Origin of the sequence: Azospirillum agricola (assembly GCF_020005195.1) — a bacterium.
GTDB lineage: Bacteria > Pseudomonadota > Alphaproteobacteria > Azospirillales > Azospirillaceae > Azospirillum > Azospirillum agricola.
This window is the reverse complement of the sequence record NZ_JAIFZR010000008.1, coordinates 147,501-173,963: the sequence shown is the minus strand read 5'-3', so window position 1 is coordinate 173,963 and position 26,463 is coordinate 147,501. Positions and strand designations below refer to the sequence as shown.

The 26,463-nt window shown below is 61.6% G+C and carries 21 protein-coding genes, 1 tRNA gene, 2 rRNA genes and 2 pseudogenes (1 of these 26 cut by a window edge); 9 read left to right on the top strand and 17 right to left on the bottom strand.

The genetic code is table 11. From position 1 onward, the window contains the following. Positions 1–54: 54 nt before the first annotated feature. The gene (locus JN22_RS33100) at positions 55–1,251 is read right to left on the bottom strand and encodes an IS256 family transposase (protein WP_085552005.1); all 1,197 of its coding nucleotides are present in this window, start codon (positions 1,249–1,251) and stop codon (positions 55–57) included. A 379-nt stretch (positions 1,252–1,630) separates the two neighbouring features. Continuing rightward, complete coding sequence (locus tag JN22_RS33095; RefSeq protein ID WP_143269014.1) at positions 1,631–2,143, bottom strand: MFS transporter; 513 nt, start codon at positions 2,141–2,143, stop codon at positions 1,631–1,633. Positions 2,144–2,157: 14 nt separating this feature from the next. Between JN22_RS33095 and JN22_RS33090 the strand changes: the two genes are divergently transcribed. Continuing rightward, positions 2,158–3,042, top strand: a complete 885-nt coding sequence (locus tag JN22_RS33090; protein ID WP_317852944.1) for an AraC family transcriptional regulator — start codon at positions 2,158–2,160, stop codon at positions 3,040–3,042. Positions 3,043–3,224: 182 nt separating this feature from the next. After that, positions 3,225–4,377: pseudogene (locus tag JN22_RS33085) on the top strand (IS3 family transposase). 244 nt (positions 4,378–4,621) lie between these two features. On the opposite strand, the gene JN22_RS33080 reads toward JN22_RS33085, so the two are convergent. From JN22_RS33080 to JN22_RS33060, 5 genes and pseudogenes are all read right to left on the bottom strand, one after another. Beyond that, complete coding sequence (locus JN22_RS33080) at positions 4,622–5,308, bottom strand: hypothetical protein (RefSeq protein WP_143269013.1); 687 nt, start codon at positions 5,306–5,308, stop codon at positions 4,622–4,624. 147 nt (positions 5,309–5,455) lie between these two features. Beyond that, complete coding sequence (locus JN22_RS33075) at positions 5,456–7,021, bottom strand: trypsin-like serine peptidase (RefSeq protein ID WP_143269012.1); 1,566 nt, start codon at positions 7,019–7,021, stop codon at positions 5,456–5,458. 44 nt (positions 7,022–7,065) lie between these two features. Then, positions 7,066–7,506 (bottom strand): universal stress protein, encoded by a 441-nt coding sequence (locus JN22_RS33070; RefSeq protein ID WP_223678048.1) that lies wholly within the window; start codon positions 7,504–7,506, stop codon positions 7,066–7,068. A 241-nt stretch (positions 7,507–7,747) separates the two neighbouring features. After that, positions 7,748–7,918 (bottom strand): annotated as a pseudogene (locus JN22_RS35085) (universal stress protein); the annotation flags it as partial. A gap of 13 nt (positions 7,919–7,931) precedes the next feature. Further along, the gene (locus JN22_RS33060; RefSeq protein WP_085558147.1) at positions 7,932–9,422 is read right to left on the bottom strand and encodes a SulP family inorganic anion transporter; all 1,491 of its coding nucleotides are present in this window, start codon (positions 9,420–9,422) and stop codon (positions 7,932–7,934) included. A 196-nt stretch (positions 9,423–9,618) separates the two neighbouring features. Here JN22_RS33060 and JN22_RS33055 point away from each other — a divergent pair, with 196 nt between their 5' ends. Further along, entirely contained in the window at positions 9,619–10,098 is a 480-nt protein-coding gene (locus JN22_RS33055) for a hypothetical protein (RefSeq protein ID WP_179166340.1), read from the top strand. A 143-nt stretch (positions 10,099–10,241) separates the two neighbouring features. Here JN22_RS33055 and JN22_RS33050 read toward each other — a convergent pair. The 4 genes from JN22_RS33050 to JN22_RS33035 all read right to left on the bottom strand — a co-directional run bounded on the left by JN22_RS33050 (position 10,242) and on the right by JN22_RS33035 (position 13,751). Beyond that, positions 10,242–11,187, bottom strand: a protein-coding gene (locus JN22_RS33050; RefSeq protein WP_143268068.1) for an IS630 family transposase whose coding sequence is annotated in 2 segments (ribosomal slippage) — positions 10,242–10,847 and positions 10,849–11,187 — 945 coding nt in all. Because the reading frame shifts where the segments join, the coding sequence is not laid out codon by codon here. Between the two features lie 22 nt (positions 11,188–11,209). Next, complete coding sequence (locus JN22_RS33045) at positions 11,210–12,022, bottom strand: oxidoreductase (RefSeq protein WP_317852943.1); 813 nt, start codon at positions 12,020–12,022, stop codon at positions 11,210–11,212. A 118-nt stretch (positions 12,023–12,140) separates the two neighbouring features. Then, positions 12,141–13,337, bottom strand: a complete 1,197-nt coding sequence (locus JN22_RS33040) for an IS256 family transposase (RefSeq protein ID WP_085557946.1) — start codon at positions 13,335–13,337, stop codon at positions 12,141–12,143. A gap of 159 nt (positions 13,338–13,496) precedes the next feature. Further along, positions 13,497–13,751, bottom strand: a complete 255-nt coding sequence (locus JN22_RS33035; RefSeq protein WP_449658090.1) for an ArdC-like ssDNA-binding domain-containing protein — start codon at positions 13,749–13,751, stop codon at positions 13,497–13,499. Between the two features lie 205 nt (positions 13,752–13,956). Between JN22_RS33035 and JN22_RS33030 the strand changes: the two genes are divergently transcribed. Beyond that, positions 13,957–14,598 (top strand): GIY-YIG nuclease family protein, encoded by a 642-nt coding sequence (locus tag JN22_RS33030; protein ID WP_317852918.1) that lies wholly within the window; start codon positions 13,957–13,959, stop codon positions 14,596–14,598. 442 nt (positions 14,599–15,040) lie between these two features. Here the strand turns inward: JN22_RS33030 and JN22_RS33025 are convergent, their stop codons facing one another. After that, positions 15,041–17,221 carry a hypothetical protein gene (locus JN22_RS33025; protein ID WP_143269011.1) on the bottom strand — a complete coding sequence of 727 codons (2,181 nt, stop codon included), beginning with the start codon at positions 17,219–17,221 and terminating at the stop codon, positions 15,041–15,043. Positions 17,222–17,558: 337 nt separating this feature from the next. Here JN22_RS33025 and JN22_RS33020 point away from each other — a divergent pair, with 337 nt between their 5' ends. Together JN22_RS33020 and JN22_RS33015 are read left to right on the top strand one after the other, a co-directional pair. Further along, positions 17,559–18,929 (top strand): hypothetical protein, encoded by a 1,371-nt coding sequence (locus JN22_RS33020; RefSeq protein ID WP_143269010.1) that lies wholly within the window; start codon positions 17,559–17,561, stop codon positions 18,927–18,929. 88 nt (positions 18,930–19,017) lie between these two features. After that, a complete protein-coding gene (locus tag JN22_RS33015) occupies positions 19,018–20,874 on the top strand; it encodes a Z1 domain-containing protein (protein WP_085558146.1) in 1,857 nt (618 codons plus the stop codon). Positions 20,875–20,880: 6 nt separating this feature from the next. Here JN22_RS33015 and JN22_RS33010 read toward each other — a convergent pair whose 3' ends face one another. Together JN22_RS33010 and JN22_RS33005 are read right to left on the bottom strand one after the other, a co-directional pair. Continuing rightward, positions 20,881–22,020: a class I SAM-dependent methyltransferase gene (locus JN22_RS33010; RefSeq protein ID WP_211099740.1), complete on the bottom strand. Its 1,140-nt coding sequence runs from the start codon at positions 22,018–22,020 to the stop codon at positions 20,881–20,883. Between the two features lie 627 nt (positions 22,021–22,647). Beyond that, complete coding sequence (locus JN22_RS33005) at positions 22,648–22,881, bottom strand: helix-turn-helix transcriptional regulator (RefSeq protein ID WP_085558144.1); 234 nt, start codon at positions 22,879–22,881, stop codon at positions 22,648–22,650. Positions 22,882–23,122: 241 nt separating this feature from the next. Between JN22_RS33005 and JN22_RS33000 the strand changes: the two genes are divergently transcribed. The 3 genes from JN22_RS33000 (at position 23,123) to JN22_RS32990 (ending at position 25,563) form a co-directional block, all read left to right on the top strand. Next, positions 23,123–23,470, top strand: a complete 348-nt coding sequence (locus tag JN22_RS33000) for a hypothetical protein (protein WP_085558143.1) — start codon at positions 23,123–23,125, stop codon at positions 23,468–23,470. Between the two features lie 201 nt (positions 23,471–23,671). Further along, positions 23,672–23,860 (top strand): hypothetical protein, encoded by a 189-nt coding sequence (locus JN22_RS32995; RefSeq protein WP_085558142.1) that lies wholly within the window; start codon positions 23,672–23,674, stop codon positions 23,858–23,860. Positions 23,861–23,877: 17 nt separating this feature from the next. Further along, the gene (locus JN22_RS32990; protein WP_085558422.1) at positions 23,878–25,563 is read left to right on the top strand and encodes a recombinase family protein; all 1,686 of its coding nucleotides are present in this window, start codon (positions 23,878–23,880) and stop codon (positions 25,561–25,563) included. Here the strand turns inward: JN22_RS32990 and JN22_RS32985 are convergent. From JN22_RS32985 to JN22_RS32975, 3 genes are all read right to left on the bottom strand, one after another. Next, positions 25,520–25,596 (bottom strand) — tRNA-Met (locus JN22_RS32985). The two genes, JN22_RS32990 and JN22_RS32985, sit on opposite strands and share 44 nt — an antisense overlap. A 91-nt stretch (positions 25,597–25,687) precedes the next feature. Further along, a 5S ribosomal RNA gene (gene rrf, locus JN22_RS32980) occupies positions 25,688–25,803 on the bottom strand. A 151-nt stretch (positions 25,804–25,954) separates the two neighbouring features. Then, positions 25,955–26,463, bottom strand: a 23S ribosomal RNA gene (locus JN22_RS32975); it runs 2,234 nt beyond the window's last position.

The following is a 26,463-nucleotide window of genomic DNA, read 5'->3' as shown; positions in this document are numbered from 1 at the left end:
GGGGTGTGGTGTCTGAGGAGGCTTCGTGTTCCTCGGCGCGCTGAGGCTGCCGGTTTACTCCGCTGAGATGACAAGCGGGTCGCCCGCAGGGTTGCACAGCACGGCCAAGCTTTCCATGGTCATGTAGCGTCGGCATACAGCCCACTCGTCGTGTTGCTCCAGCAGCAGGGCGCCGACCAGTCGGGTGACGGCGGCTTCGCATGGGAAGATGCCGACGACATTGGTGCGCCGCTTGATCTCGCCGTTCAGGCGTTCCAAGGGGTTGGTGGAGTGCAGCTTGGTGCGCAGGTCCTTGGGATAGGCCATGTAGGCCAGCACGTCGAACTCGGCCTCGTCCATCAAGGCGGCCAGTTTGGAGAAGCGCGGCCGCAGGCTGTCGGCGACGTGTCGCCACTGCTCGTGGGCGGCCTGGGCGGTCTCCTGGGCAAAGGCGGTGCGGATGGTGGCGGCGACCATCGTCTGGTGCGCCTTGCCGACGCAGGCCAGGAGGTTCCTCATGCAATGAACACGACACCGTTGGAGTGTCGCGCCCAGCACCTTGGAAGCGGCGGCCTTCAGCCCGAGATGAGCATCGGCGATCACCAGTTTCACTCCGCGCAGCCCCCGGCGCGTCAAGGAGCGCAGGAACTCGCTCCAGAAGATTTCGGCTTCCGACAGCCCGAGACCGAGCCCCAGCACCTCGCGCCGGCCATCGGTGGTGACGCCGATGGCGAGTATGGCGGCAACCGAGACGATGCGGCCGTCCTGGCGCACTTTGACATAGGTGGCGTCCAGCCACACAAAGGGCCAGTCACCCTCCAGCGGCCGGTTCAAAAACGCCTGGACGCGCTCGTCGATGTCCTGGCACAGGCGGCTGACCTGGCTCTTCGAGATGCCGGTCATGCCCATCGCCTTGACCAAGTCATCGACGTTGCGCGTCGAGATGCCCTGCACGTAGGCCTCCTGGATCACCGCGACCAGCGCCTTCTCCGCCGTGCGCCGTGGCTCCAGGAAGGCCGGGAAGTAGGAGCCGCGCCGAAGCTTGGGGATCCGAAGGTCGATGGCCCCGGCGCGGGTTTCCCAGCTCCGCTCGCGATACCCGTTGCGCTTGGTCTGCCGCTCGTCCGTGCGCTCGCCGTAACCGGCGCCGCACAAGGTTTCGACCTCCAGTTCCATCAGCCGCTGGGCGGCGAAACCGACCATCTCGCGCAGGAAGTCAGCGTCGGCGCTCTTCCCAATCAGGTCCTGAAGAGCGATCCTGTCCTCGGTCATCGTGGTCTCCGTCACAGTTGATGGTCGTCAAGCAACCTCAACTTACCGAAGACACACGGTGACCGCCTGCTTCCGAACGGCTGGCCCGCCTGCGCCAGCTAGGGGGGAGCGCTCCGGCGGGCCAGCCTCACGTTCGGACACCACTCACCGGGACGCGACCTTCTGCGGGACTATGGCCATGGCTCTGGAACACGGTGGGAAGCCAAGCGATCGCAACATAGAAGTAGAGCGACTGCATTCCCATGTAACCGGTGACGAACCAAGCCAGCCGAGAACGCCAAACTGGTATGGCCACCGCCGTATGATCGCATGAAACAGCCCTGCTCTTGCGTAGGGCGATCGGCATCCATGCAAGCGCAGCGACCAGCGCGGGCACCGCTCAGATCGCCAAAGCCGCCTGCCAGCCCCCCGGTAGCCATGCAGCAAGCGGGACCGCAAGGCCAGACGCTATCGCCGCGCTCAAGCCTAAGGTCACCGCATAGATCGCTGTCAGCGCTTTTACGCGCTCAGGATAGTCCCGCTTGATGATCCCTGGGACGAGGATGTTTCCGACAGCAATGCCGGCGGCGAGGCATATGGAACCAGCAAATAGCCCAAACGCCGATCCCGATGAGCGGAAGAGGATGCCGACGAAAAGCAGGAAAAGAGCGCCCACCAGCGTGCGCTCCATTCCCAAGCGTCGGCCGAGATGGGCCAACGGTGCGAAAGCGGCGAATGCCAGAAGTGGGAGACTATTGAGTACACCCGCAGCCGTGACCGAAAGGCCGGTCGCATCCTGGATGGACCCGATGAGAGGGCCGACGCTGGTCAGCGCGGGCCGCAGGTTCGCCGCCAACAGTAGAAAAGGGACAATCGACAGGGCTGTCTTCGGTACGGATGTGCTCGACGTCATGGATTCTCTAACGGATGTGTTCGGTGTCGGAAATTCACTATAGGTGGCGCTCCTGTGGCGGTATACGTTCTGAAATGCCGATTGATATCGGAAAACTGACATTCGAAGGGGAGTCCACAATGCCTGTCCGCAATGGCTTCGTGGCTGTAGAACTTCGAAATCCGGCAGCAGCGCTACATGTAGCCGTCACAGATAATCGAAGCGAAATTCCCGTGCATGAGCATGAGAGCGGTCAACTCATTCTCGCGCTCTGCGGAGCGGTAACCTGTCACGTTCCTGGCTCGATATGGATGGTGCCTCCAGGGCGCGCGGTCTGGATTCCAGCCGGCGTTCCACATCATAGCTTGGCAACTGCCAACTCTCGGATGTGCTTTCTGTTCGTCCAGCCGAACGCTGCCTGTTTGCCGACCCAGTGTTCCACATTGGAGATCACGCCACTGGTAAGGGAGATGATCCTGCACTTGGCCGACCAACCCTATGACGATAGCAATGCCGATGAGCACGCTTTGCGCTTCATACAGGTTCTCCTGAGAGAGCTTGAGAAGATGTCGACGGGGGGCCTCCAGCTTCCTGTCTCGTCTCACCCGAAGCTGAAGCAGCTCCAAGACGCGCTCACTGCCGATCCGTCTGACCGCACTACACTGGCTGAATGGGGGCGCCGTATCGCGATAAGTGAACGGACACTCGCTCGTCTCATAGTCCGAGAAACCGGAATGACGTTCGGCAGATGGCGTCAACAACTCCACTTGCTTGTTGCCCTCGCTCAGCTTTCGGGAGGATCGTCAGTACAGCAGGTATCGGACGCTCTCGGATATGAGTCTGCGACATCGTTCATTATCATGTTTAAAAAGGCGCTTGGAACGACGCCGGCACGCTACTTTGACAACAGAACAACTTAAGGGGATCATTCCGGTGAGCGGGTGGCGCTGATCGGCCTAACGGCGCCGGAAAGTCGATGCTGGCTCACATCATGGTCGGCCTGCTGCGTCTGTCCGCTGACACTGTGGAGGCGACCGGTGACCCTCCTCCGAATTGGTGGACACCTCTGCTAAGCTCCCGCTGGGAGCGGAGAGGTTGGACGATGACGACGAAACGACGCTTCTTCACGGAGGAGTTCAAGGGGGAGGCGGTGGCCCTGCTGGAGAGCAGCGGCCGGCCCTTGGAGCACGTTGCGAAGGAACTGGGTATCCAGCCCTCGATGCTGCGCAACTGGCGGCGGCGGGTTCCCGGGACAGGGGGGCCGCCGCGGCTGCCCAGCAAGCAGGCGGCGGCCCCCCTGTCCGCCGGCGATCCGTCGGTGGAAATCGCTCGACTGAAGAGAGAGCTTGATCGCGTGCGGATGGAACGGGACATATTAAAAAAACTGTGAGCATTTTCTCGGAGCCTCTGAAATGAGGTTCCGGATCATTGAGGACCGCCGCGACGAATACCCGGTCCGGGTGCTCTGTGATGCCCTCGGCGTGTCGCCATCCGGCTACTATGCTTGGCGGTCTCGGCCGGAGAGCGCACGCAAGGCCGCGAACCGGCAGTTGCTCGCCGACATCCAGCGCCTGCATGACCACCATCGCAAGCGCTATGGAGCCCCGCGCATTCATGCCGCCTTGCGGGCGCAGGGCCGAACCGTCAGCCGCGGACGGGTCGAACGCCTCATGCACCACCGTCATGGCATTCGAGCCCAGCGTCCTCGCGCCTACCGCGTCTGCACCACCGACAGCAACCACGCCCTGCCAGTCGCCCCCAACCTGCTGGACCGCAACTTCTCGCCCGCCGCGCCGAACCAGGTCTGGCTCACCGACATCACCTACGTGCCGACCGACGAGGGTTGGCTGTACCTGGCAGTGATCCTGGACCTGTTCAGCCGTAAGGCGGTGGGCTGGGCGATGCGCGATCACCTGCGCACCGAGTTGCCGCTGGCGGCGCTGAGCATGGCGGTCCAGCGTCAGCGCCCCACCCCCGGCCTGCTGCACCACTCCGACCGCGGCAGCCAGTACGCCGCGGCGGAGTACCGCAAAGCCTTGAAGGATCACGGCATCGTCCAATCCATGAGCCGCAAGGGGAACTGCTGGGACAACGCCCCCATGGAGAGCTTCTTCGGAACGGCCAAGTCGGAGTTGGTCCACCACCAGCGGTATCCCACCCGCGAGGCCGCCTAGCGGGACCTGTTCGCCTACATCGAAGGCTACTACAATCGCCAACGGCTGCACTCAGCCCTCGGCTACATCACCCCAGAGTAGGCCGAGCTTCGGGCTGCATAATCCGGTGTCCACGCGCGCGGGGGAAGCTCAGGCCCTGCGGATTGGACACGTGTCAGGTCTTGTCCTCGGTAGGGTGAAGCAAGCCCTGCTCCCAGGCTCGGTCGAGGAGGGCTTTGACGCTCGATGGGGCCCAGGTCCGGGCTCCGGTTTTGGTTGGGATGCCCTGACGCTCCAGCTGGCTGTGAAACAGCACGCGGTTGGGTCCCCTTGGTTTCCATTATTATCAACACGCTCCCGTGCCGATCGGCGTCAGAACCCCACGCCGATACACATCCTCGCCGACACTGAGCGCATCGGTGAAGAAATACATATCCCGGTACGGCCGGCGAACCGGATCAAGCCAGCGAGCGTCCCAGGTCAGGCGGTAGAGCAGGACCGCCAGGAAGCACCGGTGGCTGTCGGCGTCGGCAAACCCGCGCCACGGCACTTCGCGGTCCAGCAGACCGCCGATTTGCGCGGCCGTGCCCATCATGCCCGGGTCGAGTTGCCCCACCAAGCGCATCGCCTCGAACAGCGACAGCAGCGGCCGCCCCGATGAGCACCACACCCCCTGGAAATGCGCCACCGCATCATCCGAGTTGCAGCACATCACCTCGACGGCCCCGGGTTCGCGCCGCAACAACTCGCGCAGTCCCGCATCGTCCAAAATGGTTCGCCCATCCTGGACAGTGCCGGCGTGGACATTGTCGACGACGCCGATGACCGTCAAATGCTCCAGCGCGTGCCGAACGAAGAGCCGTGCCATGACGGAGCCGGCCCCGAGCAAAATCAGGGGGATGGCCTCAAGGCTTAAGTCACCCCGATCGTCGGCTTGGAGGGCACGCCAGTCATGGCCAACTCGTGACGCCCGGTCGAGCCGCTCCCGGAGCGCGCGACCCAGGGCCGCCACGGTGTCGGTTTTGTACGCCATTCCCATCTCCCAGATCGTCACAGGAGTGCCCCAAGTAAGTGAGCAGCCTTCACAAGCCGCCTGCCGCCGTTCCAATGAAGGCCTTCAAGCCGTTGCGGCACGGCCATGGGCCAGCCGGCCGCTTCCAGCGCTGCGTTTCGGGCGGCCTCACGCCAAAACGCCGACCAAGGGCATCGAGGTGGAACCGGCTATCCAGGGACTGCCCGTGGACACATTCCCAACTCCACTGGCCAGCGGCTCCCCAGGCGATGACCACGTCCCCAGGGTGAGGGGCGCCTGGGCGCCGTCTTGCAAGGTCGGCCACGACCATCCCGTGTCCATGGCCAACGTCACCGCATCGGCAGCCAGGGCGGGCGACGGTCCAACGCCGCTTTCATGGTCGCCCGCCAGACTCATGGCGGCGGCTCCGCTCCCGGCCGCCACCGCCGGCGGCTCGTAGCCGGTCAGGCGGCCTTCGTTGCGCCCGAACGCGACGTAATGACCGATCAGCGCCTTCACGTCGGTGCCGAAAGCCGCGAGGAGGTCCGGATTTACGGCCGCGTAGGACAGCGGATCGAAGCCCGTGCTCTGCCGGCCCTCGTCCCGCCCGAACGCGATGTAATGGGCGATCAGAGGTTTGCTATCCGCGCCGAAGGCCGCGAAGAGATCGGGGTTGAATGCCGCATAGGCTTCCGGATCGAACGAACCCTGCAGCCGGCCTTCGTTGCGGCCGTGAGTGATGTAATGGTTCGTCAGAGCACCCGTATCGGTTCCATACGCGAGAAAGAGGTCGGGATTCGCCGCCGCGTAGGCCAGGGGATCGAACGCCGCCATCGTTCGCCCTTCGTCGCGGCCGGCGTTGGCGTAATGAACGGCCAGTTTCTGCGGGTCGGTGCCGAAGGCGGCGAACAGGTCGGGGTTCGACGCCGCGTAGGACCACGGATCGAAGCCGCTGGCCTGGCGGCCCTCGGTCCGGCCGCTGGTGGTGTAGTGGTTGACGAGGCTCTTCAGGTCGGAACCGTAGGCGGCGAAGACATCCGGGTTGAAGGCGATGTAGCTCCAGGGATCGAACGCCTTCGCGCCGGCGACGACCGTTCCGCCCGCCTCGATGATGAAGTCGTTGTCCCGGATCCAGGCGGCAAGGCTGTCGCCTTCCCGATCGATCCGGGCAGCCCAGTTGTAGGAGGAGATCACGCCGACCACCCGGTTGCGGCCGTCGAGGATCGGGCCGCCGCTGCTGCCCGGAGCGTTGTAGATTTTGCTGATGTCGAAGATATCGTGGGCACCGATGGCCATGTATCCGGCGTCGGACACGAGGCGGCCATTGTGCTCGACCGGATAGCCGACGGCTTGATACACGCCGGCCGGCGCGTTGGCGCTCCATTCCAGATAGCCGACGGTGTCGCCGATCGGCTTCGAAAGCCCGATCACCGCCATGTCCCACGCCGCCTGGTCCTGCGTGATCGCCGGCGGCGCGAAGTTGATGTTGTAGTAGTTGATCTTGATCTGGCCGGAGGTGAAGGAGGCCGGCGAATGGCTGCCGCGGTCGTAGGCGGTGTAGACGTCGACGTCGACCACCCGCTTGCCGACGCCCTTGACGTTGTGGGCCGCGGTCAGCACGTCGTTCCGCCCCACGAGCACGCCGGAACCTTGCGTGCGCGTGTTGTCACTCCAGATCGTGACGACGTTGACGACCATCGCGTAGGGGTATTGGGCAACGCTGGGAAAATTCACGCTTCGTGTCCTCCAGGGAATGGGACGGCGCCGGGGCGCGACGGTCAGCGGATCAGCAGCACGGGGATGCGGCAGGAGCGGACCATCGCGGTGGTCGTGCTGCCGACGATCAGGCTGCGGATCCGGGAATGGCCGTAGGCGCCCATCACCAGCAGGCCGGCACCGCCCTGCTCGACCGCGCGGGCGATGGTGTCGTCGGGCAGCCCGGCTTCGAAGCCGGCCTCGACCGTGAAGCCGGCGTGCCGCAGCCGGTCGGCCGCCGCATCGAGGCGCTGCCGCGCCTCGTCCGTCTCCGTCCCGACCGTCAGCAACCGGCAGTCCAGGCCGCGCAGCAGCGGGCTCCGGGCGATCTGCTCGACCGCCTTGGCGGCGCTCGGCCCGCCGTCGAAGGCGATCAGAAAGCGTTCGATCGGCAGGAAGGCACGGGATGCCACCAGAACGGGCTTGTGCGAGGCGCGGACGACGCGCTCCAGGTTGGAGCCCATGCGGCTTGGCGGCGTCCGCGGCCTCCCCGCGCTTCCCGATCACGACGAGGCGGGCGTCGGCTTCGCGATCCGCGACGGCCTCGACCACGTCGCCGTTGCGCAGCGCCGGCACCACCTCGCCCACGCCGTCCTCCAGCAGCCGGGCCCTGCCGGCATCGAGGATGAGCCGCCCGCGCCGGTGGGCCAGCTTCGCCGTCTGCGCGTCCAGTTGGCTCAATTCGTCGAGCAGGGTGTCGCGCGCGTCGGCGTCGAGGCTGCCGGTGAAGTCGGCCGGAGCGGCCAGCCCCTCGCGGCGGCCCAGCGCGTGGACCAGCTCGACGGGGGCCTCCAGCCGCTGGGCCGCCCAGGCGGCGTGGTCGCAGACGCCTGGGGTGTGGAGCGATCCGTCGATCAGGGTCAGCACGGTCTTCATTGGTGTTCCTCCCTCAATGCCCGCCGGCCGGGCGCTCCAGGGCGCCGGGCTTGTCGTGCATGGCAAGCCGGTCGACGATGGTCTCGCTGGCTTGGTTCAGGCCGACGATGTCGACCTCGGCGCCCTCGCGGCGGAACTTCAGCACCACCGTGTCAAGGGCGGCGACACTGGAGAGGTCCCAGATGTGGGCGCGGCTGACATCGATGGTGACGGTGTCCAGCGCCTCCTTGAAATCGAAGGCCGCGGTGAAGTCATCGGCCGAGGCGAAGAACAGCTGCCCCTCGACGCGGTAGGTCCGGGCGGCGCCATCGGCCGACAGGGTTGAGGTGACCCGGAACAGCCGGGCGACCTTCCCGGCGAAGAAGATCCCCGACAGCAGCACGCCGATCAGCACGCCGATGGCGAGGTTGTGGGTGAGGACGACCCCGGCGACGGTGGCCAGCATGACCGCGCTGGAGCTGCGCGGGTGGGTCCGCAGGTTCCTCAGCGACACCCAGCTGAAGGTGCCGATCGACACCATGATCATGATCGCGACCAGCGCCGCCATGGGGATGCGCTTGACCCAGTCGCCGAGCACGACGATCAGGAACAGCAGGAAGACGCCGGCGCAGAAGGTCGAGAGCCGGCCACGCCCGCCCGACTTCACGTTGATCACCGACTGGCCGATCATCGCGCAGCCGGCCATGCCGCCGATGAAGCCGGTGGCGAAATTGGCGATGCCCTGGCCGACGCACTCCCGGTTCTTGTCGCTCGGCGTGTCGGTCAGCTCATCGACGATGGCCGCTGTCATCAGCGATTCGAGCAGGCCGACGACGGCGATGCCGGCCGAATAGGGCAGGATGATCCGCAGCGTCTCGACGGTCAGCGGCACGTCGGGCAGCAGAAAGACCGGCAGGGTGGACGGCAGCTCGCCCATGTCGCCGACGGTGCGCAGGTCGAGGCCGAGCGCCAGTGACAGGGCGGTCAGCACGATGATGCAGACCAGCGGCGACGGCACCGCCCTGGTGATGCGGGGCAGCAGGTAGATGATGGCGAGACCGCCGGCGACCATGACGTAGGTCAGCGGCGGCACCCCGATCAGCTCCGGCAGCTGCGCCAGGAAGATCAGGATGGCGAGCGCGTTGACGAAGCCGGTCATCACCGATTTCGAGACGAAGCGCATGAGCGCACCGAGCCTCAGCAGGCCGCAGCCGACCTGCAGCACGCCGGCCAGCACGGTGGCGGCGAGCAGGTACTGGAGCCCGTGCTCCTTGACCAGCGTGACCATCAGGACCGCGGTGGCGGCGGTGGCGGCGGAGATCATCGCGGGCCGGCCGCCGGCGATGGCGGTGATCACCGCGATCGAGAAGGAGGCGTAGAGCCCGATCTTGGGATCGACGCCGGCGATGATGGAGAAGGCGATGGCTTCGGGGATGAGAGCCAGGGCGACGACAAGGCCGGCGAGCAGATCACCGCGCGGGTTGCCGAACCACTCCTGGCGGAGACGGGTCAGATCGAGGGTCATGAGGCTCTTTGATGGCAGGTGACAGCGGCTCCGGCGCGGAACCGGAGGGCGTCTCGATCACAAGGGGGATGGAAAAGCTGCGGACGTCCCGAGCGGCCCCGGACGGGGGCGGGCTCTCAAAGCGGAACGGTCAAGGCGGCGTGGCGCGGTGCAGCATGCTCCAACGGGTAGCAGATCGCCGGCACCGGGGCAACGGATGATTTCCGAACCTCCCTCGGTGGCTGGCAAGGCAGCCGATGAAGAGACCGCTCGCTTTCATCCACAATTCGAATGGTGGCGAATCAGGGAACCGAAGAACGCCATCGAAGCCCGTGCCGCTTTCGCCCAGGATACCCGCTTTGCCGTGTTCCGCCTGCTCATCCAAGCCGGACCGAACGGGCCGACCGCGGCGACGTCGCCCATCCGGCGACGCTGGAGCGCGCCGGGCTACTGCGCGTTCGGCGGCGTTGCTCGGTTTCTCCAACGATCGACCACGGGATCCTTATGGAAGGTGACGCGAAATCCATTAGCGGCGGTGGAGCGCATTAAGGCCATCGGAGCCATCAGCACCGCCCTCGATCTTGATGTGAGGCTCGATCTGATTATTGGCAAAACCAACCGTTCATCGTCGGGCGGCTCAAATTTCGTCGAGATTGCACCCCCGGTATCGCATTCGCCAGAGGGTGGATACGCCTAGCTGGTGCCCAAGCCATCAAGAACAGCCGCTCCCTCCGCTGGAAGCGCCAGGTTTGCTGCCTCAAGGTTTTGATGAAGGTGAATGACCGATGATGTTCCGGGAATCAGCACAATGTTGGGCGAATGCCTTAGAGTCTGTCTGATTTAAGTAGGATCGTATCCTGCATGTCGGATATATGCGGCGCACTCGTGAGGCTGGAAGTGCTCCAGCAGGTTTCCGATGCGCCGCCATACGGCTTCGATCGTCCTTTCCTCGGCTTTCCGGACCAAGGTTTTGAGCTTTGCGAACATCATCTCGATGGGATTGAGATCAGGACTGTAGGGCGGCAGGAAGAGCAGATGGGCGCCGACATTCCGTATGGCGTTGCGCGCCGCGGCTCCTTTGTGACTGCCCAGGTTGTCGAGAACGACGACATCGCCCGGTGCCAGGGTGGGCACCAGGAATTGCTCGACCCAGGCCGTAAACATGGTCCCGTTGATCGGCCCATCCAGGACCAGAGGAGCCACGATCCTGTCGTGACGCAGGCCTGCCAGGAAAGTCAGCGTCTTCCAATGGCCGTGGGGAACTTTGGCGAGGTAAGGCTGGCCCTGCGCACACCAACCCCGGGTGCGGGTCATGTTGGTCTTCACCCAGGTCTCGTCGATGAAGACCAGGCGCTTGGGATCGATCTTATGCTGGTGGGCTTTCCAGCGCGCTCGGAAGCGAGCCAGCTTCGTCCCATCCTGCTCCTTGGCCAGCAGCGTTTTTTTTGAAGCTGAGGCCCAACCGGCGCACGCATCGCCAGACGGTGTCCGGCGTCACCACTGTGCCGCGTTCCGCCAACTCCGCCGTCAGCGCCCGGATCGTCAGGTCGCCCTTCTCAGCCAGCCGCTCGCGCAGCCAATCCACCGCCTCCGGCCCCAGCACGAAGGGACGATGACCGCCCATCTTGCCCGGCTCAAGCCCTTGTCCGGCACGTTGCTTCTGACCGATCCGCACTGCCGTCGCAACTGAGACGCTGAACTGCTGCGCCACCGCGCGGGTCGTCAGGCCACTCGCCAACGCCGCCGCAATCCGCTCACGAAGATCCAGAGACAACGGACGTGCCATCAGGGTTGATCTCCCAAATCAGTCAACCCGTTGAATCACACATCCGCTCCCTCGGGAATCCCCATCTCCGATTCAGACACAAACAGACAGACTCTAGCAACCAAGCCAATGCCACCTGCATCGCTGTTGCATTTAAGCCGGTAGCAACATCGTTGAGCACGGCGGCCTGACGATCTGAAAAGCCACTCAGCGGGTAGAAGGGCACGTAAGGGATATCATCACGCGCGAGTTCGGCGATCAAGCCATCGTCTCCACGATGGGCAAGGTTGAACTTGTTTTGCACGCAGGCAATGGGAATCAGGCGACGCGCCTCGCGCACCTGCGTCAATGTCACGTTGCTGATCCCGATGTGCCGGATCAACCCTCGTTGCTGAAGCTCCGCCAGAACGGACAACGGCCCCTCGATCGATCCCTCAGCCGGCAGGCTCTCATTGAGCATGAGCCGGAAATTGACCACCTCAAGCCTATCGAGCCGCAGTCGGCGCAAATTATCATACACCGCGCTTCGCAGCTCATCCGGGTGCGCGGCCGGCTTCCATGACCCATCCTCTCCGCGTTTCGCCCCCACCTTAGTCACGAGCAGAAGATCGTCGGGATAGGGATACAGAGCTTCACGGATCAACTCGTTGGTGACATGTGGACCGTAATAGTCGCTGGTGTCGATGTGATCGACGCCCATCCCGATGGCTTCGCGCAGGACGGCCAATGCCGCGTTGCGATCCCGGGGGGGCCCGAAGGCGTTGGGCCCAGCAAGCTGCATCGCACCGTAGCCGATGCGCTTGATGGTACAACTGCCAAGCCTGATCGTTCCGGCTCCGATGGGTGATGGCATCATGGTCTCCTGTTGGCTGAACGCGAAAGGACGAAGTGACGTAGCAGCCGATCGTCGATCGTGCCCCGGGGTGTGGTGTCTGAGGAGGCTTCGTGTTCCTCGGCGCGCTGAGGCTGCCGGTTTACTCCGCTGAGATGACAAGCGGGTCGCCCGCAGGGTTGCACAGCACGGCCAAGCTTTCCATGGTCATGTAGCGTCGGCATACAGCCCACTCGTCATGTTGCTCCAGCAGCAGGGCGCCGACCAGTCGGGTGACGGCGGCTTCGCATGGGAAGATGCCGACGACATTGGTGCGCCGCTTGATCTCGCCGTTCAGGCGTTCCAAGGGGTTGGTGGAGTGCAGCTTGGTGCGCAGGTCCTTGGGATAGGCCATGTAGGCCAGCACGTCGAACTCGGCCTCGTCCATCAAGGCGGCCAGTTTGGAGAAGCGCGGCCGCAGGCTGTCGGCGACGTGTCGCCACTGCTCGTGGGCGGCCTGGGCGGTCTCCTGGGCAAAGGCGGTGCGGATGGTGGCGGCGACCATCGTCTGGTGCGCCTTGCCGACGCAGGCCAGGAGGTTCCTCATGCAATGAACACGACACCGTTGGAGTGTCGCGCCCAGCACCTTGGAAGCGGCGGCCTTCAGCCCGAGATGAGCATCGGCGATCACCAGTTTCACTCCGCGCAGCCCCCGGCGCGTCAAGGAGCGCAGGAACTCGCTCCAGAAGATTTCGGCTTCCGACAGCCCGAGACCGAGCCCCAGCACCTCGCGCCGGCCATCGGTGGTGACGCCGATGGCGAGTATGGCGGCAACCGAGACGATGCGGCCGTCCTGGCGCACTTTGACATAGGTGGCGTCCAGCCACACAAAGGGCCAGTCACCCTCCAGCGGCCGGTTCAAAAACGCCTGGACGCGCTCGTCGATGTCCTGGCACAGGCGGCTGACCTGGCTCTTCGAGATGCCGGTCATGCCCATCGCCTTGACCAAGTCATCGACGTTGCGCGTCGAGATGCCCTGCACGTAGGCCTCCTGGATCACCGCGACCAGCACCTTCTCCGCCGTGCGCCGTGGCTCCAGGAAGGCCGGGAAGTAGGAGCCGCGCCGAAGCTTGGGGATCCGAAGGTCGATGGCCCCGGCGCGGGTTTCCCAGCTCCGCTCGCGATACCCGTTGCGCTTGGTCTGCCGCTCGTCCGTGCGCTCGCCGTAACCGGCGCCGCACAAGGTTTCGACCTCCAGTTCCATCAGCCGCTGGGCGGCGAAACCGACCATCTCGCGCAGGAAGTCAGCGTCGGCGCTCTTCCCAATCAGGTCCTGAAGAGCGATCCTGTCCTCGGTCATCGTGGTCTCCGTCACAGTTGATGGTCGTCAAGCAACCTCAACTTACCGAAGACACACGGTGACCGCCTGCTTCCGAACGGCTGGCCCGCCTGCGCCAGCTAGGGGGGAGCGCTCCGGCGGGCCAGCCTCACGTTCGGACACCACTCACCGGGACGCGACCTAGGTCAGCCATGTCTGACCGGAGAAACCGCCGGCGAAGACGGCCCCCCAAAGGATCAGCACGTTGATGCCGCTGTAGCTGCGGCCGGAGGCGGCGCTGCGGGGAAGGCCGAGGGCGGCGGTGTCGGTTCCACCCCAGGGCTGCACCCAGGGCAGCCGGCCGGCTTCCAGTTCATCGATGATCCGGGCGGTGATCTCGCTGTACAGGCTGGCGCGCTCACCGGCGGAGCGGACGGTGCGTGAGGCGTCGGGCATGGCGTGGTCTCCACGACGGACCCGCCGGAGGACTCTCCCCCAGCCTGTCAGCCCGTCGCGGTCTCCTCCGCAGCCCTCTCCCTTTCTCCGACACCTGCACCGCCCCAGGTCAGGAGAGGCGGACACAGGGGGGCGCCGGGAGGCATCGCAACTTTAGGACTTTTCCGCAGCGGCCACTGAGAGCGGATCCCTCAGCACCTCACGAATGATGATCCAAGAACAACCTCGGCTTTGGGACACGTCGCCTGACTCTGGATTCGCAGGAAAAAGGCATTCCGGACAGGCTGTTCCCCGACCACGAGAAGAACTGGCCGCATTCCGGTTGACGTCTCCCACCCGCCACGGTGAAGTGCCGCTGATGATGACCGTGCACAGTCCTCACTTCCACCACACGGGGGAAGCGGCCCCTGCCGTCGCCGGGGCCTACGTTCTGCTCGTCCGGCTGACGGAAGCGGTGGAGGTCGCCCTGCCCGGCCGGGCCAAGACCGTTCTGCCGCCGGGACAGTACCTGTACTGCGGCAGCGCCCGCGGTCCAGGTGGAATACGCGCCCGCATCAGCCGCCACATGCGCCGGGACAAGAACGTCCGCTGGCACATTGATCGGCTGACCACGGCAGGAACCGTGCTCGGCTGCTGGGTCTTTCCCGATGGCGACGAATGTGCACTGGTCACTCGCCTCGCCGCCCTGCCGGCTCCAGTCCCAGGGTTCGGCAGCAGCGACTGCACCGTTTGCCGAAGCCATCTTCTGACTTGGCCCGATGGGACTGCGCTGCCCTTTGGTGCACCGGATGCTTCCCCGGCCAATGCTGGACCGGACATCACCCGGTGTCCTCCCTCACGGGCATGACTGCGTGCTGGAGCACGGGTTGATGAGAAGCGGCGAGCGGCTATTCCCCCGCTCCCTCGAAAGATTTTCCCGTTTCAGCCCATGCGCTCAGAGAGATACTGCCCACCATTTTACGCATGTCAGGCCGCCGAACCTATCCGGGAGTTTCCGTCCTGGCGCTTCCACGACGCTGCCACGAAGCCGTTTCGGAGGCGAAATCGTGGACAAACGGAAGCCCGCTAACCACTTGAGTTAGCGGGCTTTTTTTATGGTTGCGGGGGCCCGCAATGGCCGAGGGAGACAATTACTGGCCGTTGTGATTTAGCCACCCGCTCGTGAAGCCGACCAAGCCACTCGGCTGCTCCTTCCCGCACCGTAAAACCTCGCTTGTCCCTATCCGGACAGCGGACTCAACGGCTTGGCGAAACGAGTTTCTCCTTGTCACCTCTGCATTAAAGTATATCTAATGCACATACTTTTCCTTTCGCGGAAAGCGAAAGAATGAGATGCCATCGTATGACATCTCTTTTGATTTACGCCATCGGAGCAAAATCAAACAATCTGTTACGTTAAACTTGATATTTAAGTCGCTCGCAATCGCTCGAGCAGTATCTCTCCACTCCCTGTCATCCTGAGGGAGAGCCTTTGCCATATGGACCGCGACCATAAATACTCTGTCGCCGATCTCTGCACGCGCCGACACCGTATTCCCGCCGCCTAGTCCTGCACCCGAACGCCACCTCCTGATCCTGCGTTCGATTCCGGTAAGCACATCAGGGCGTTGATTAAGAAGAACCTCGAGCATATCGAAGCGGTGTCTGGCGCTCGCATCTTCATAGATTTCCTTCGCAACAAGGCGCCACCATGGCGCAAGGAAAACGCCGATGCTCTCAAAGCGGGTCCGAACGCCTGGAACCGGCGGCCGGCCACGGACAGCAGCGTCAGCCCGATGCATGAAAACCTTCGCACCCGCCAAACCCACTCCATCTACAGCCAAACCGTTTGTTAAATACATTGAAAGCAAATCCTGCTCGTCAGCGGAGAACGTCATTACGTCGTCAATCGACGCACGTCTCGTCAGATAGTGGAAGAAAGACACCTCGGTGTCTAAGAAAGTTGACAACATACGCAGCTCGCCCAATGACAATATGGGCGTCCAAGGCGTGCCGGATTCAGCCAATTGCAATTCGACGTAACGGTGGCGGGAACTGCTTAGTGCAGCCAAGTGCTCAATGCACGCACCAAACATAGAAACAATTGTTGGCGTATCGTAATTAATCGGCAGAACGTGGCCGCCCCGGTCACGGAGCATGCCCGCCACTGTCGGTCCAGTGGCCAACAGGTCGTATAAGCGCCGCGCTTGAATGCCCGGCGCAACGAACAACTCGCGGAAGTTTTTGATAAGGCTCGCTGTGCCGCCACGGCGAGCGGCATCCTTGAGGCGTCCCGCCTTGGCTTCGAATACGACCACATGGTTGCCGAGGACCGCTACGACATCGTGTTCCCACGTTTTGCCGGTAGCCGGGTCAGTCCACTTAACTCCCCGGTGCACGCTAGCGGAAGGCAACCCCTCCCGAAGAAGGCGTTCAACCTCGTCTTCTAGATAACTCGCACGAGCCGACGAGTAGGCAGCGGGCAGTTTTCCGTCCCCAGGAATGAGTTGCTCGGCGATAGCAAAAGGAAAGCTCACAATGAGCCCCGGCAGCGGCAACATGAGCGTGTCGGGACCAAGTTTGACAAAGGGGCGTCGCCACACAGGGTTGTCGAGGTGAACTCCTGTGAGGTCGTCAGTCACAAGGGCTCCTGGCGCCAAGCTGAGCGTGAACAGGGCGTTGGTAATCTCCGGCCCGAACCTGTCGTCAAGCTCGGCGCGTTCGAGATAGAACAAAGGAGCACAGGCCATCTCAGCCACTTGAAACGCCACCCAGCCCCGTTCCTTAGGTGAACTCGCCACCTTTGAGCACCGAGCCCAAAGCTTGGCCGCAAGCGGAGTTGCCGCAAACAGCGCGTTCACGTCGGCATCGTCAAAATGTCCGTTGATAAGTGCCCTCAGCACCTCGGCATGCCGCTGAAAGCGCTCAACAATCATATTCAGAATGCCAAACAGCGCTCTCGCTATGTCAGACAGTCGAAAGCCAAGCTCCTTGAGTGAGATCGCGTCGGCCCGAGACAGCAGGGCGGGCACGATCTCCGCCGCATCATCACTATTGAAGATGTTGCGGTAGTAAGTGGTCTGAAACCTTGTCTCTCGTACAAGCATCGCGAGGCTATCAGCCTCTTCCGTAAGAGGAGGGCCTTGACGCGCTCGAAGGTCGCGGGCGAGTAGCCGCCACAGCTTGGCCATGCCGCTAGGCGACGCCGGGAGAGGCTGGCCCGTTCCCCAGGCAAGCACATAAGCCTGTAGAAGCTCAACTGAGGGCTGGTCGAGAATCTCCGGTTCATCCCCCCCTTCTGGTTCGAGCAGCAAACCGACGAGCAGCTGCTGACCAGACTTAGCAAGGATCGCCAGCATGTCGCGCCTAGTGAGAGCAGCACGGAGCCGCTCTTGGGTCTCCGCAGGATCACCCTGCTCGTCTTGTATGAAGCCGGGGAGTTCCTCAGCCGAAATGCTAACGTATCCAGGAATGCTCTCGAACGGCTTCATGCGCCGATCTTATACCAATGATGCGGACTGCGCAGCTGTAGAATGTCTCCAGAAGTTGCGTCTCAGGGGGCTTTTTTGTACTTTAGCAGCTATCGGCACAGACTCCTTCTCTTTCTAATCATTGTCGAGAGCTGCCCAAATAGCAAATCTCCATGCCGAGGAAAGCAGGTACGAACAGAACACCAAAACCGATCACTGGAGGTTCAGAACAACCCATTCATGGATTAAAAAACGTGCATAGTGCGCCTTCTATGGTTAGAATAAGCCAGAACCTGGACGGCGATACATTATCTGGCTGCACAATCGGGGGACTAGGTTGATTCGGACTGGCGGTTACGTGCTCGTGATTCAAGCCCCAATGCGATCCGACGAGCTTGCTGTCTTCGCTAATGGCGGCGAGTCGTTTTCCGAATCAGTGCCATCGTTCCGCTACCCCGGCCGTGACCGGTTGATCGCATTGCTGTCCCTCAAACCCGGCCTCATTACGCATATTGCACGGGCGAAGCGTGGTCGGGCATCGGCGACAAATCGGCATCGTATCAATTTTACCCAGTCAATTTCTGTGCCTCCTATCGCGATCAGTGAACTCGAGGCGGCTCTGCCGTCCGCGCTTCAGAGCCGAATGCAGGCAACACTCCAGAAAGGTGGGCTGATAGCGCCAAAGCCTTGGGCCTTGGTAGAGGAAGCCCTCTCGCGTATATCTCCTGCAACACGCGACGCAATTGCCACACTTATTCCAATCCGCGAGCGTGTTATTGGCGAGCTATCCCATCATGCGCGCGAAATTATGGCACTTGAGCATGAAACGGTAGCTGTTGCGATGCGCATCGCAGGCTTTGACGACCGCGAGCGCGAGGCGGGCGTCAACTGGCGGCCGACGACTACAACATACCCAGCCTCCTTTTTGGACGGCCTGGGCGCAGTGCCGCTCCGCGAAGATACGATGATCATCAACGACATGCAGATAGTACCTGGTTTTCAACGATTAGACCAAACCAAGTTTGGTTCCGTAAGATTCGAGAACGATACAGCGAAGCTATTTGTCTTACACGCCAATCACCAAAGATTAGAAGAAACTATTGGTGTTGATCTAATTTATTATAACCATAGCTACGCATCCTTTGTCTGCGTCCAGTATAAAGCGATGGAGCGCGAAACATCGGGGGCAGTGTTTCGTTTTCCTCAGAACGACCTAGACAAAGAGGTCGATAGAATAGATTGCGTGCTTGATTTAATTAATAAAATGCCACGCTGCAAGGAACCTCACGGCTTCCGGCTTTGCGAGAATCCATTCTATCTAAAATTTTGCCCGAGAGTAGTGTTCGAGCCAGACAAACCTGATCTAATTCGCGGAATGTATCTTCCACTTGAATATTGGAAGCGACTTGAACGACATGATTGCACGCTAGGATCGCGACGCGGCCGCATTCTTACCTTCGAAAACGCTGGGCGTCACTTCGATAATACGGGTTTTATTTCCTTGGTCTCAAAGGGCTGGATCGGTAGCGATCCTGAACAATCCGCGACATTAGGAGACTTGGTGAATGCAATTTTGGCCGGGAACCAAGCGGTAACGCTGGCAGTGAAATTTGACAAAAAAGGTCCTGGTAGCGCTTCCGCTAGCCTTCGGAGCGACTTATCGGATGAGATAACAGCCAGTGAGACGCCACCCAGGCCTCAATATGTACGCGTCTCTCTTTTTGAATGACCAGCCTGATGACTGTTCGGATCGAACGATGGCGTATAGTTGAGCTTACGGTAACCACAATTCAGATTATGAAAAGGTCGGAGCCCCTATGACAAGCTTGTTTGATTTGGCAAAATTCAAGGATAAAGCGAAGCTCAAGGACCGCTATGCCAAGCAGCTACAGCGGCTCCAAAGTGATGATATCCAAACTGACTGCATCGAAACGGCCGTGAACGGTGCGGTTAAGAATCTGACAACCGCGAAGACATCAGCGCTCGTCATCTACGGCGAGCCGCAAAGCGGCAAAACTGAGATGATGATCTGCCTTACGGCTAAGCTCCTTGACCAGGGACACAAGATTATCGTTCATCTCTTAAATGATAGTGTTGATCTGCTTTCCCAGAATTTGCGCCGCTTTAAAGCATCGGGACTTGCACCCGCCCCCCGTACATCAACCGAGTTGCTGCAAACGGCAGACGACCAGATGCCGCAAGAACTTATTGTTTTCTGTAAAAAGAATGGGAGAGATCTTGAGAAACTGATCGACCGGATCAAAGGACTAGGAAAAGCTGTAGTTATTGATGATGAGGCGGACTACGCCACTCCCAATACAAAGATAAATCAGGGGGCAAAAACCCCAATCAACGATCTAGTTGGTAAACTTATTGGAGAAGACGGATTTTATATTGGAGTAACTGCAACACCAGCGCGCCTAGATCTAAACAATACATTTCAGAACGATACTGAAAAATGGGTGAACTTCCCCCCGCACGCTAAATATACCGGTCAAGACATATTTTTCCCACTCGACAAAAAGGTGTCTTATCGGTTGACTTACCTACAGCAGGGAGGCAACCCTCAGGAAGCACGTGACGCGCTTGTCCGCTTTCTCGTGACCGTCGCTTACCTCAATGAGGTCGTGAACGAGAGGGAGAAGAATTACACGATGCTTGTGCACACGAGTGGTAAGAAGCTTGATCATGAGGCCGACCGGGTTACAATCGAGGAAGCAGTTCATGCGCTGACAGAGAGTGATAGTCAAGAGTTTGCCACGCTTGCGGCTCGTGTTTATGCAACATCTCAAAAACTCTATCCCGCGGCCGATCCCGATGTCCTGACCGGCTACGTCGTCACTAGCGCCTCACGCGCCAGTCTTGTTGTCCTTAACAGCGAACGAGATCGCAAAGCAGCCGGGGACAACGCTACCGAGCCGTCATCGCCATTTACGATTATTATCGGCGGGAACATCGTGTCGCGTGGTGTCACCTTCCCAAACTTGTTGTCGATGTTCTTCACTCGAAACGTCCAGCACAAGCTTCAGCAGGATACTTACATTCAGCGAGCGCGTATGTTTGGCGCACGAGGAGCGTATTTAGAGCACTTTGAACTGACAATTCCCACACAGCTATATGCCGATTGGCACCGCTGTTTCGTGTTTCACCGCTTGGCACTTGCCACCATTAAAGACCAACTCGGCTCGCCAGTTTGGATCGGCGACAGCCGTGTTGCGGTCGCCTCCGACCCGAGCATCGATAAGGCCACCGTTGCACTCGATAAAGGCGAAATGTCGTTCGGCATCTTTAACTATATGCCCGATCTCGATGAGATCGTACTAAGCAACCAGACGAGTGCCGCGACGCTTGATGAGCTCCGAAAGAAGATCGGCAATGACGCACTACCCGGTTTTCTGATTGACTACATTAGGGCGGTGATGGCTGGTGGTGGGGGAACGCTTGCCGTCCACACCGCATCATCCATTGCGACCTATGGCGATTCGGCCAATCAAGCCACCATATCTCGAGACAAGGGATTCATGGGCAAAAGCCAGCTTGAGCCCAAAAAATTCCCAACCGCAGTTCACCATATAAAAGTTTTCTACAATAGTGAGGGGAAAGCGAAGCTGTTCTATAAGTACAAGGGTAGCTTACAGTTCATTCAGAATCTAGGCGCTACGCTCACCACGTAACGAAGGTTACATCCGAGCGAATGACAAGATCGTTTCAGTTCGCATCCGCTTGCCAAGCGGTACGCTCGTCATTGGTAAGTAGCGGCTTTGCGTCGGTAGGGGCCGCTCGGTTTCGCCTGTGAGCGTCAGGCCAGCAAAACGGGCAGCGACAGTGATGGCGGCCGAATTACGGATGAAGATACCGCGCAGACAGGAGTTGCCGACGACGAAAGTCGCCCGGCCGCTGGCCTTCAGCACGCGCGCAATCTCGGCAATCATGCGGCGAATGTCCTGCAAGTAGCGGTCAATCATCCGAGCAAACTTCGCCGGCAACTCGCTGAGTTCGCCCATTGCTGCGCGCATTGCGGCGAGCTCCGCACTGGAATCGGTGTGATCGGGCGAGCGCTCACTCCCAATACTGTTGGAACGAATGGCCCGTAGGTCGCCTAGGCGGTGTCCGAGCCACACAAGCGACAGGCGGTGTCCACGCATGTAGTCAATCGCGTTCAAATACGGCGGCGAGGTCAGGACGGCATCGACACTGCCGTTAGCTAGCCCAACGAGCGAACGGGCGTCGCCGAGATCAATGGCAGCGCCACCCGGTGGAGGAGCGTCAATCAAGCGTTTCCGCACTGCATCAATCGAGCGCTCAAACATTGGACGCACAGTAAAGTCGTTGGAATCAGCGACCTTGTGCGGCCGGCTATGGGAAACGTCACGAGCTAATGAAGCCCCCTTATCCTTGGTGATGATCAACCGGCTGAATGCGATCCGCAGCACATCAAGGGCAAGGCTCTCTTCGGGACTTGTCGCTTCGGTGCCGAGCTGCTCCAAGACGTAAGCAATACGGCGCAGTTCACTTTTCTGTGGCTCGGCGAACCAAAAATTGACAAAGGCCGTCGTTTCGGCATCTTCATCCATCCAAGGAAGGTGAGCGTCGTCGGGCGCCAAACCATCAATGAGAGCCGTTGCTTTCCTGGCTAGCTCCGCTACTAGACTGTCCTCAACCACAGTTGTCCACACCCGCGTCATAAGGACGGCAAGCGGGTCCATGTCAAATCCAATCGCCTGATGACCGAGAGCGGTTGCCTGCCGCAACACCGTGCCAGAACCCGCCATTGGATCGAGCACAACGCCGGTGCTCGGTAGCTCGTTGAGCTTCTCCAAGGCGAGTTCGGGTGCCATGCGAGCTGGAAAAGGGTGTATGGACCGGATCACTGCGTTAAATTTCCGTATTGTTCACCTGGAACTTACCGTATCGCACGTGCAAGTAAAGGGCGACCTTGCGTTTATCCCAAAAAACGAGGAGACCATCGGACGGTTAGCAGGGGCGCCGATGCGTTGAGGATCATCGTTTGGTATAAAGCGATAGATCATCAAATATGTTGCTACACATGGGCGAAGATGAGTGGGGAAATTATTCAGCAAGATAAAAGAGCGAATACGGACGTCCGTTTTTCTTTGTTAATCAATGGCTTAACGCGTATACGGAAATGGCTTCGGTATTCCGGTGTAAACGGCACGACACAGCCCCAAAAGCCGGCCTTGCTCGCTTGAAGGTTGGAGAGCCAGACCGGAGTCGAGCCCTCAAGGGTGCGCCGCGGACGCGGCGCATCGCTGCCGCGACGGCCTTCGGCCGCCCTTGACCGCCCGCCTCCGGCCCGGCGGAGGCTATCCAAGCGAGCAAGGCAGGATATGGCTGGTCATCAGCCACATCCCAACACAGCGGGGCACTTGGGTGGTGTGCCGAATCATCAATCGTCATCGGTGAACCATCCTCTTGGCTGTTCAGGATCATCGCAGCTTCAGCCGGACGCCCGGACCATTGCCGTTCTGAGGGATGAACTCGATGCCGGCCGTCTCCAAAGCTGCACGGATCGCCGCAAGCGTGCGATGGTGCGGCGTCCGCCGTCCCGTCTCGAAATCGGCAAGTGTAGCAACCGCGACCTCGGCCGCTTTCGCCAACTCCTCTCGCTTCATGCGGAGCATCGCACGCGCACCGAGGCATTGTTCAGCGGTGATGTCCAATGTCAGCTTCCATGATTGACTTTGAGCAAATATCAGCTATGATAGCTGACATCAGATACGATCACAATGGTGCGCCATGCCTCAGGCTGACGGCAAACCCTCTCGTTTTGCCCAGAGTCCACCGACCTTATCGCGGCGTACACTCCTGGCGGGCATCGCCACCCTTCCGGGGGTGATGCCTCCGCCCATGGCTCCTACGAGCGATCCCGTCGCCGCGCTCTGGGAGGAATGGCAACGGGCCATGGCGGAAGCCGACGCCCTGTGCGGCCAATGGAGCGGCGCGGAGCAGGTCCTTGCGAGAGACATCGGCTGGAACGCTGTGGAGACGGCGGTGACGGTGAATGCCCCTGAAACGCAGGACATGAACGCCATCGCCGAACGCCAGGATGCCCTTGACCGGTTCCTTGACGACCTCGGCCGCCGTATCCTCGCCCTGCCCTCCCAGAGCGTCGCCGGCACCATCGCCAAGCTGTCGCTGGCCTTGGCTGTTGCTGATCCCACGCAACGGGACGAGTTGGAATGGCGATTGGTGCAGAACGCCTTGAGCGAGCTTCACCAATCAGCACCACGCCGAACTCTGGAATCGTAATCGGTCCTTCACGACACCAGACGAACCACAAAATTCCACTACTATCCAATATCCATCACAACGACAAGACCACCTATTTTCTCCTATTTTGCTCTAGACTACGATATACGATACAGTTATTATTTCTAATACGTTGTTGAAGATTTGAGGCTGAGCGCTCATTTCCGGATTTCGTGCAGAGCATCGTCACGGAGTTCGGCCATGATCGAGGACGACAGCCCCACCCCGGACGCGCTGACGGCGGCCAACGACAACGCCGCCGCCGGAGCGCGGATCGACCGGGCGGCGCTGATCCTGGCACGCCTGCTGGGCCGGCAGATGGCCCGCGACGCCTTCGAGCGGCTGACCGCCGCCAACGACAACCGCCCGCCGGACAGTGGCGGGTCCTGACCAGGGACGGACGAGCGATGACCAGGGTTGCCCTCTACGCCCGTTATTCCTCCGACAATCAGAGCGCCGCCTCCATCGAGGACCAGTTCCGCATCTGCCGGGAACACGTCGGACGCGAAGGCTGGACCGTCGCCGCCTGCTACCACGATGCCGCTATCTCCGGTGCCAGCATGGTCCTGCGACCCGGCATTCAAGCCCTTTTGGCCGACGCCCGGTGCGGCCGGTTCGACGTGGTGCTGGCCGAAGCCCTGGACCGCGTGTCCCGCGACCAGGCCGATGTGGCGACGCTGTTCAAGCACCTGCGCTTCGCCGGTCTGCGCCTCGTCACCTTGGCCGAAGGCGACATCAGCGAGTTGCACGTCGGCCTCAAGGGCACGATGAACGCGCTATTCCTCAAGGACCTTGCCGCCAAGACGCACCGCGGCCTGCGCGGCCGGGTGGAGAAGGGCAAGGCCGGTGGTGGGCTGTGCTACGGCTATGACGTGGTCAAGCGCCTCGGCAACGACGGCGAACCCGTGCGCGGCGAGCGTACCGTCAACGAGGCCCAGGCCGCCGTGGTCCGCCGCGTCTTCCGCGACTTCGCCGCCGGCATCTCCCCGCGCACCATCGCGCGCCGCCTGAACGACGAGGGTGTTCCCGGCCCGGACGGCACGCTGTGGACCGACTCCACTCTGCGCGGCCACGCCAAGCGCGGCACCGGCTTCCTCAACAACGAGCTCTATATCGGCCGGCTGGTGTGGAACCGGCAGCGCTACGTCAAGGACCCGACGACCGGCAAGCGGGTGTCACGGATCAACCCGCCGGACGCCTGGATCATCACCAAGGTTCCTGAGTTGCGCATCATCGACGACGCGCTGTGGCGCGCCGCCAAGACCCGCCAGGAGGCGCTGGCGGTCGCGCATGCCGGCCCCATCGCCGCCGTGCGCGCCGCCTTCGCCACGCGGGCGGCCAACCCCCTCAACGCCGCCCACCGGCCCCGCTCGCTGCTGTCCGGCCTGCTGGTCTGCGGGTGCTGTGGCGGCCCCTACGTCCTGCGCGGCCAGGGCCGCTACGGCTGTTCCCAGCACATCATGAACGGCTCGTGCGCCAACAGCCGGACCATCCCGCGCACCGCCCTGGAAGAGCGCGTGCTGGCCGGTCTGAAGCACAAGCTGATGGCGCCGGACATCGCCGCCGAGGCGATCCGCGCCTACGTCGAGGAAACCAACCGGCTCAATCACGCGCGCCGGGCCTCCGGTGAGGCCGAGCGGCGGGAGTTGGCCCAGGTCGCCCGCGCCATCCAGGACATCATGGCGCTGATCGAGAGCGGCGCCGGCAGCCGCACCCTGGTGACGCGGCTGCGGGAGTTGGAGGCGCGGGAGGACGAGCTGAACGCCCGCCTCGCCCAGGTCCCGGTGGACCTGCCGGACGTTCACCCGAACGTCGCGGAGCTTTACGCCCGCAAGGTGGCGCGTCTGTCCGAGGCGCTGAATCGCCCGGAAGAACGCGACGAGGCCGCCGGTGCCATCCGCGGACTGATCGAACGGATCACGCTGACGCCCGGCCCGAAGCGCGGCCAGCTCGACGTGACACTGTGCGGCGAACTCGGCGCGATCCTGGAGTGGACGGCCCAAAAGCAGAACACTCCCGGCCCAGGGGGCTCGGGAGTGTCTGTATCGGTGGTTGCGGGGGCAGGATTTGAACCTGCGGCCTTCAGGTTATGAGCCTGACGAGCTACCGGGCTGCTCCACCCCGCGGTTGCCGGTGTGCGTGAAGATGGCGCGCGTTTTCGGAAGCGTTTGGTTTGGAGAGTTTTGTGATGTCTGGTTTTGACCCTGTGCCTTGGAGACCTGGCGGCGACCTACTCTCCCACGCCTTAAGACGCAGTACCATCGGCGCAGAGGCTTTTCACGGCCGAGTTCGGGATGGGATCGGGTGTTTGTCACCTCGCCATGACCACCAGGTCACCGAGGCACAGGAACCGGACGTCTCGTCCAACCGGAGCGTTTCGCGTTCGCGCTGTCGTGCAAGTGACGTGTTTTGAGGATCGAAACGGCGTTTGCCGTCTGGGCTTGAAGCGGGCTTGCCGCTGCGCGCGGCGCGCTTTGTCGGTGAGGGATCAAGCCAATCGAGCGATTAGTAAGGCTTAGCTTCGGGCGTTGCCGCCCTTCCACACGCCTCCTATCGACGTGATGGTCTGTCACGGCTCTCAAGGGAGGTCTGGTTTAGAGGTGGGTTTCCCGCTTAGATGCTTTCAGCGGTTATCCCGTCCGCACTTAGCTACCCGGCCATGCCACTGGCGTGACAACCGGTGCACCAGAGGTGCGTCCATCCCGGTCCTCTCGTACTAGGGACAGATCCTCGCAAAACTCCTACACCCACGGCAGATAGGGACCGAACTGTCTCACGACGTTCTAAACCCAGCTCACGTACCACTTTAATCGGCGAACAGCCGAACCCTTGGGACCTGCTCCAGCCCCAGGATGTGATGAGCCGACATCGAGGTGCCAAACGACGCCGTCGATATGGACTCTTGGGCGTCATCAGCCTGTTATCCCCGGCGTACCTTTTATCCGTTGAGCGATGGCCCGTCCACATGGAACCACCGGATCACTATGGCCGAC

Coding starts and splice junctions, on each gene's coding strand:
- JN22_RS33100 (WP_085552005.1), bottom strand. CDS start 1,251: ATGACCGAGGACAGGATCGCTCTTCAGGACCTGATTGGGAAGAGCGCC.
- JN22_RS33095 (WP_143269014.1), bottom strand. CDS start 2,143: ATGACGTCGAGCACATCCGTACCGAAGACAGCCCTGTCGATTGTCCCT.
- JN22_RS33090 (WP_317852944.1), top strand. CDS start 2,158: ATGTGTTCGGTGTCGGAAATTCACTATAGGTGGCGCTCCTGTGGCGGT.
- JN22_RS33080 (WP_143269013.1), bottom strand. CDS start 5,308: ATGGCGTACAAAACCGACACCGTGGCGGCCCTGGGTCGCGCGCTCCGG.
- JN22_RS33070 (WP_223678048.1), bottom strand. CDS start 7,506: ATGGGCTCCAACCTGGAGCGCGTCGTCCGCGCCTCGCACAAGCCCGTT.
- JN22_RS33060 (WP_085558147.1), bottom strand. CDS start 9,422: ATGACCCTCGATCTGACCCGTCTCCGCCAGGAGTGGTTCGGCAACCCG.
- JN22_RS33055 (WP_179166340.1), top strand. CDS start 9,619: ATGATTTCCGAACCTCCCTCGGTGGCTGGCAAGGCAGCCGATGAAGAG.
- JN22_RS33045 (WP_317852943.1), bottom strand. CDS start 12,022: ATGATGCCATCACCCATCGGAGCCGGAACGATCAGGCTTGGCAGTTGT.
- JN22_RS33040 (WP_085557946.1), bottom strand. CDS start 13,337: ATGACCGAGGACAGGATCGCTCTTCAGGACCTGATTGGGAAGAGCGCC.
- JN22_RS33035 (WP_449658090.1), bottom strand. CDS start 13,751: ATGCCCGACGCCTCACGCACCGTCCGCTCCGCCGGTGAGCGCGCCAGC.
- JN22_RS33030 (WP_317852918.1), top strand. CDS start 13,957: ATGATGATCCAAGAACAACCTCGGCTTTGGGACACGTCGCCTGACTCT.
- JN22_RS33025 (WP_143269011.1), bottom strand. CDS start 17,221: ATGAAGCCGTTCGAGAGCATTCCTGGATACGTTAGCATTTCGGCTGAG.
- JN22_RS33015 (WP_085558146.1), top strand. CDS start 19,018: ATGACAAGCTTGTTTGATTTGGCAAAATTCAAGGATAAAGCGAAGCTC.
- JN22_RS33000 (WP_085558143.1), top strand. CDS start 23,123: ATGGCGGAAGCCGACGCCCTGTGCGGCCAATGGAGCGGCGCGGAGCAG.
- JN22_RS32995 (WP_085558142.1), top strand. CDS start 23,672: ATGATCGAGGACGACAGCCCCACCCCGGACGCGCTGACGGCGGCCAAC.
- JN22_RS32990 (WP_085558422.1), top strand. CDS start 23,878: ATGACCAGGGTTGCCCTCTACGCCCGTTATTCCTCCGACAATCAGAGC.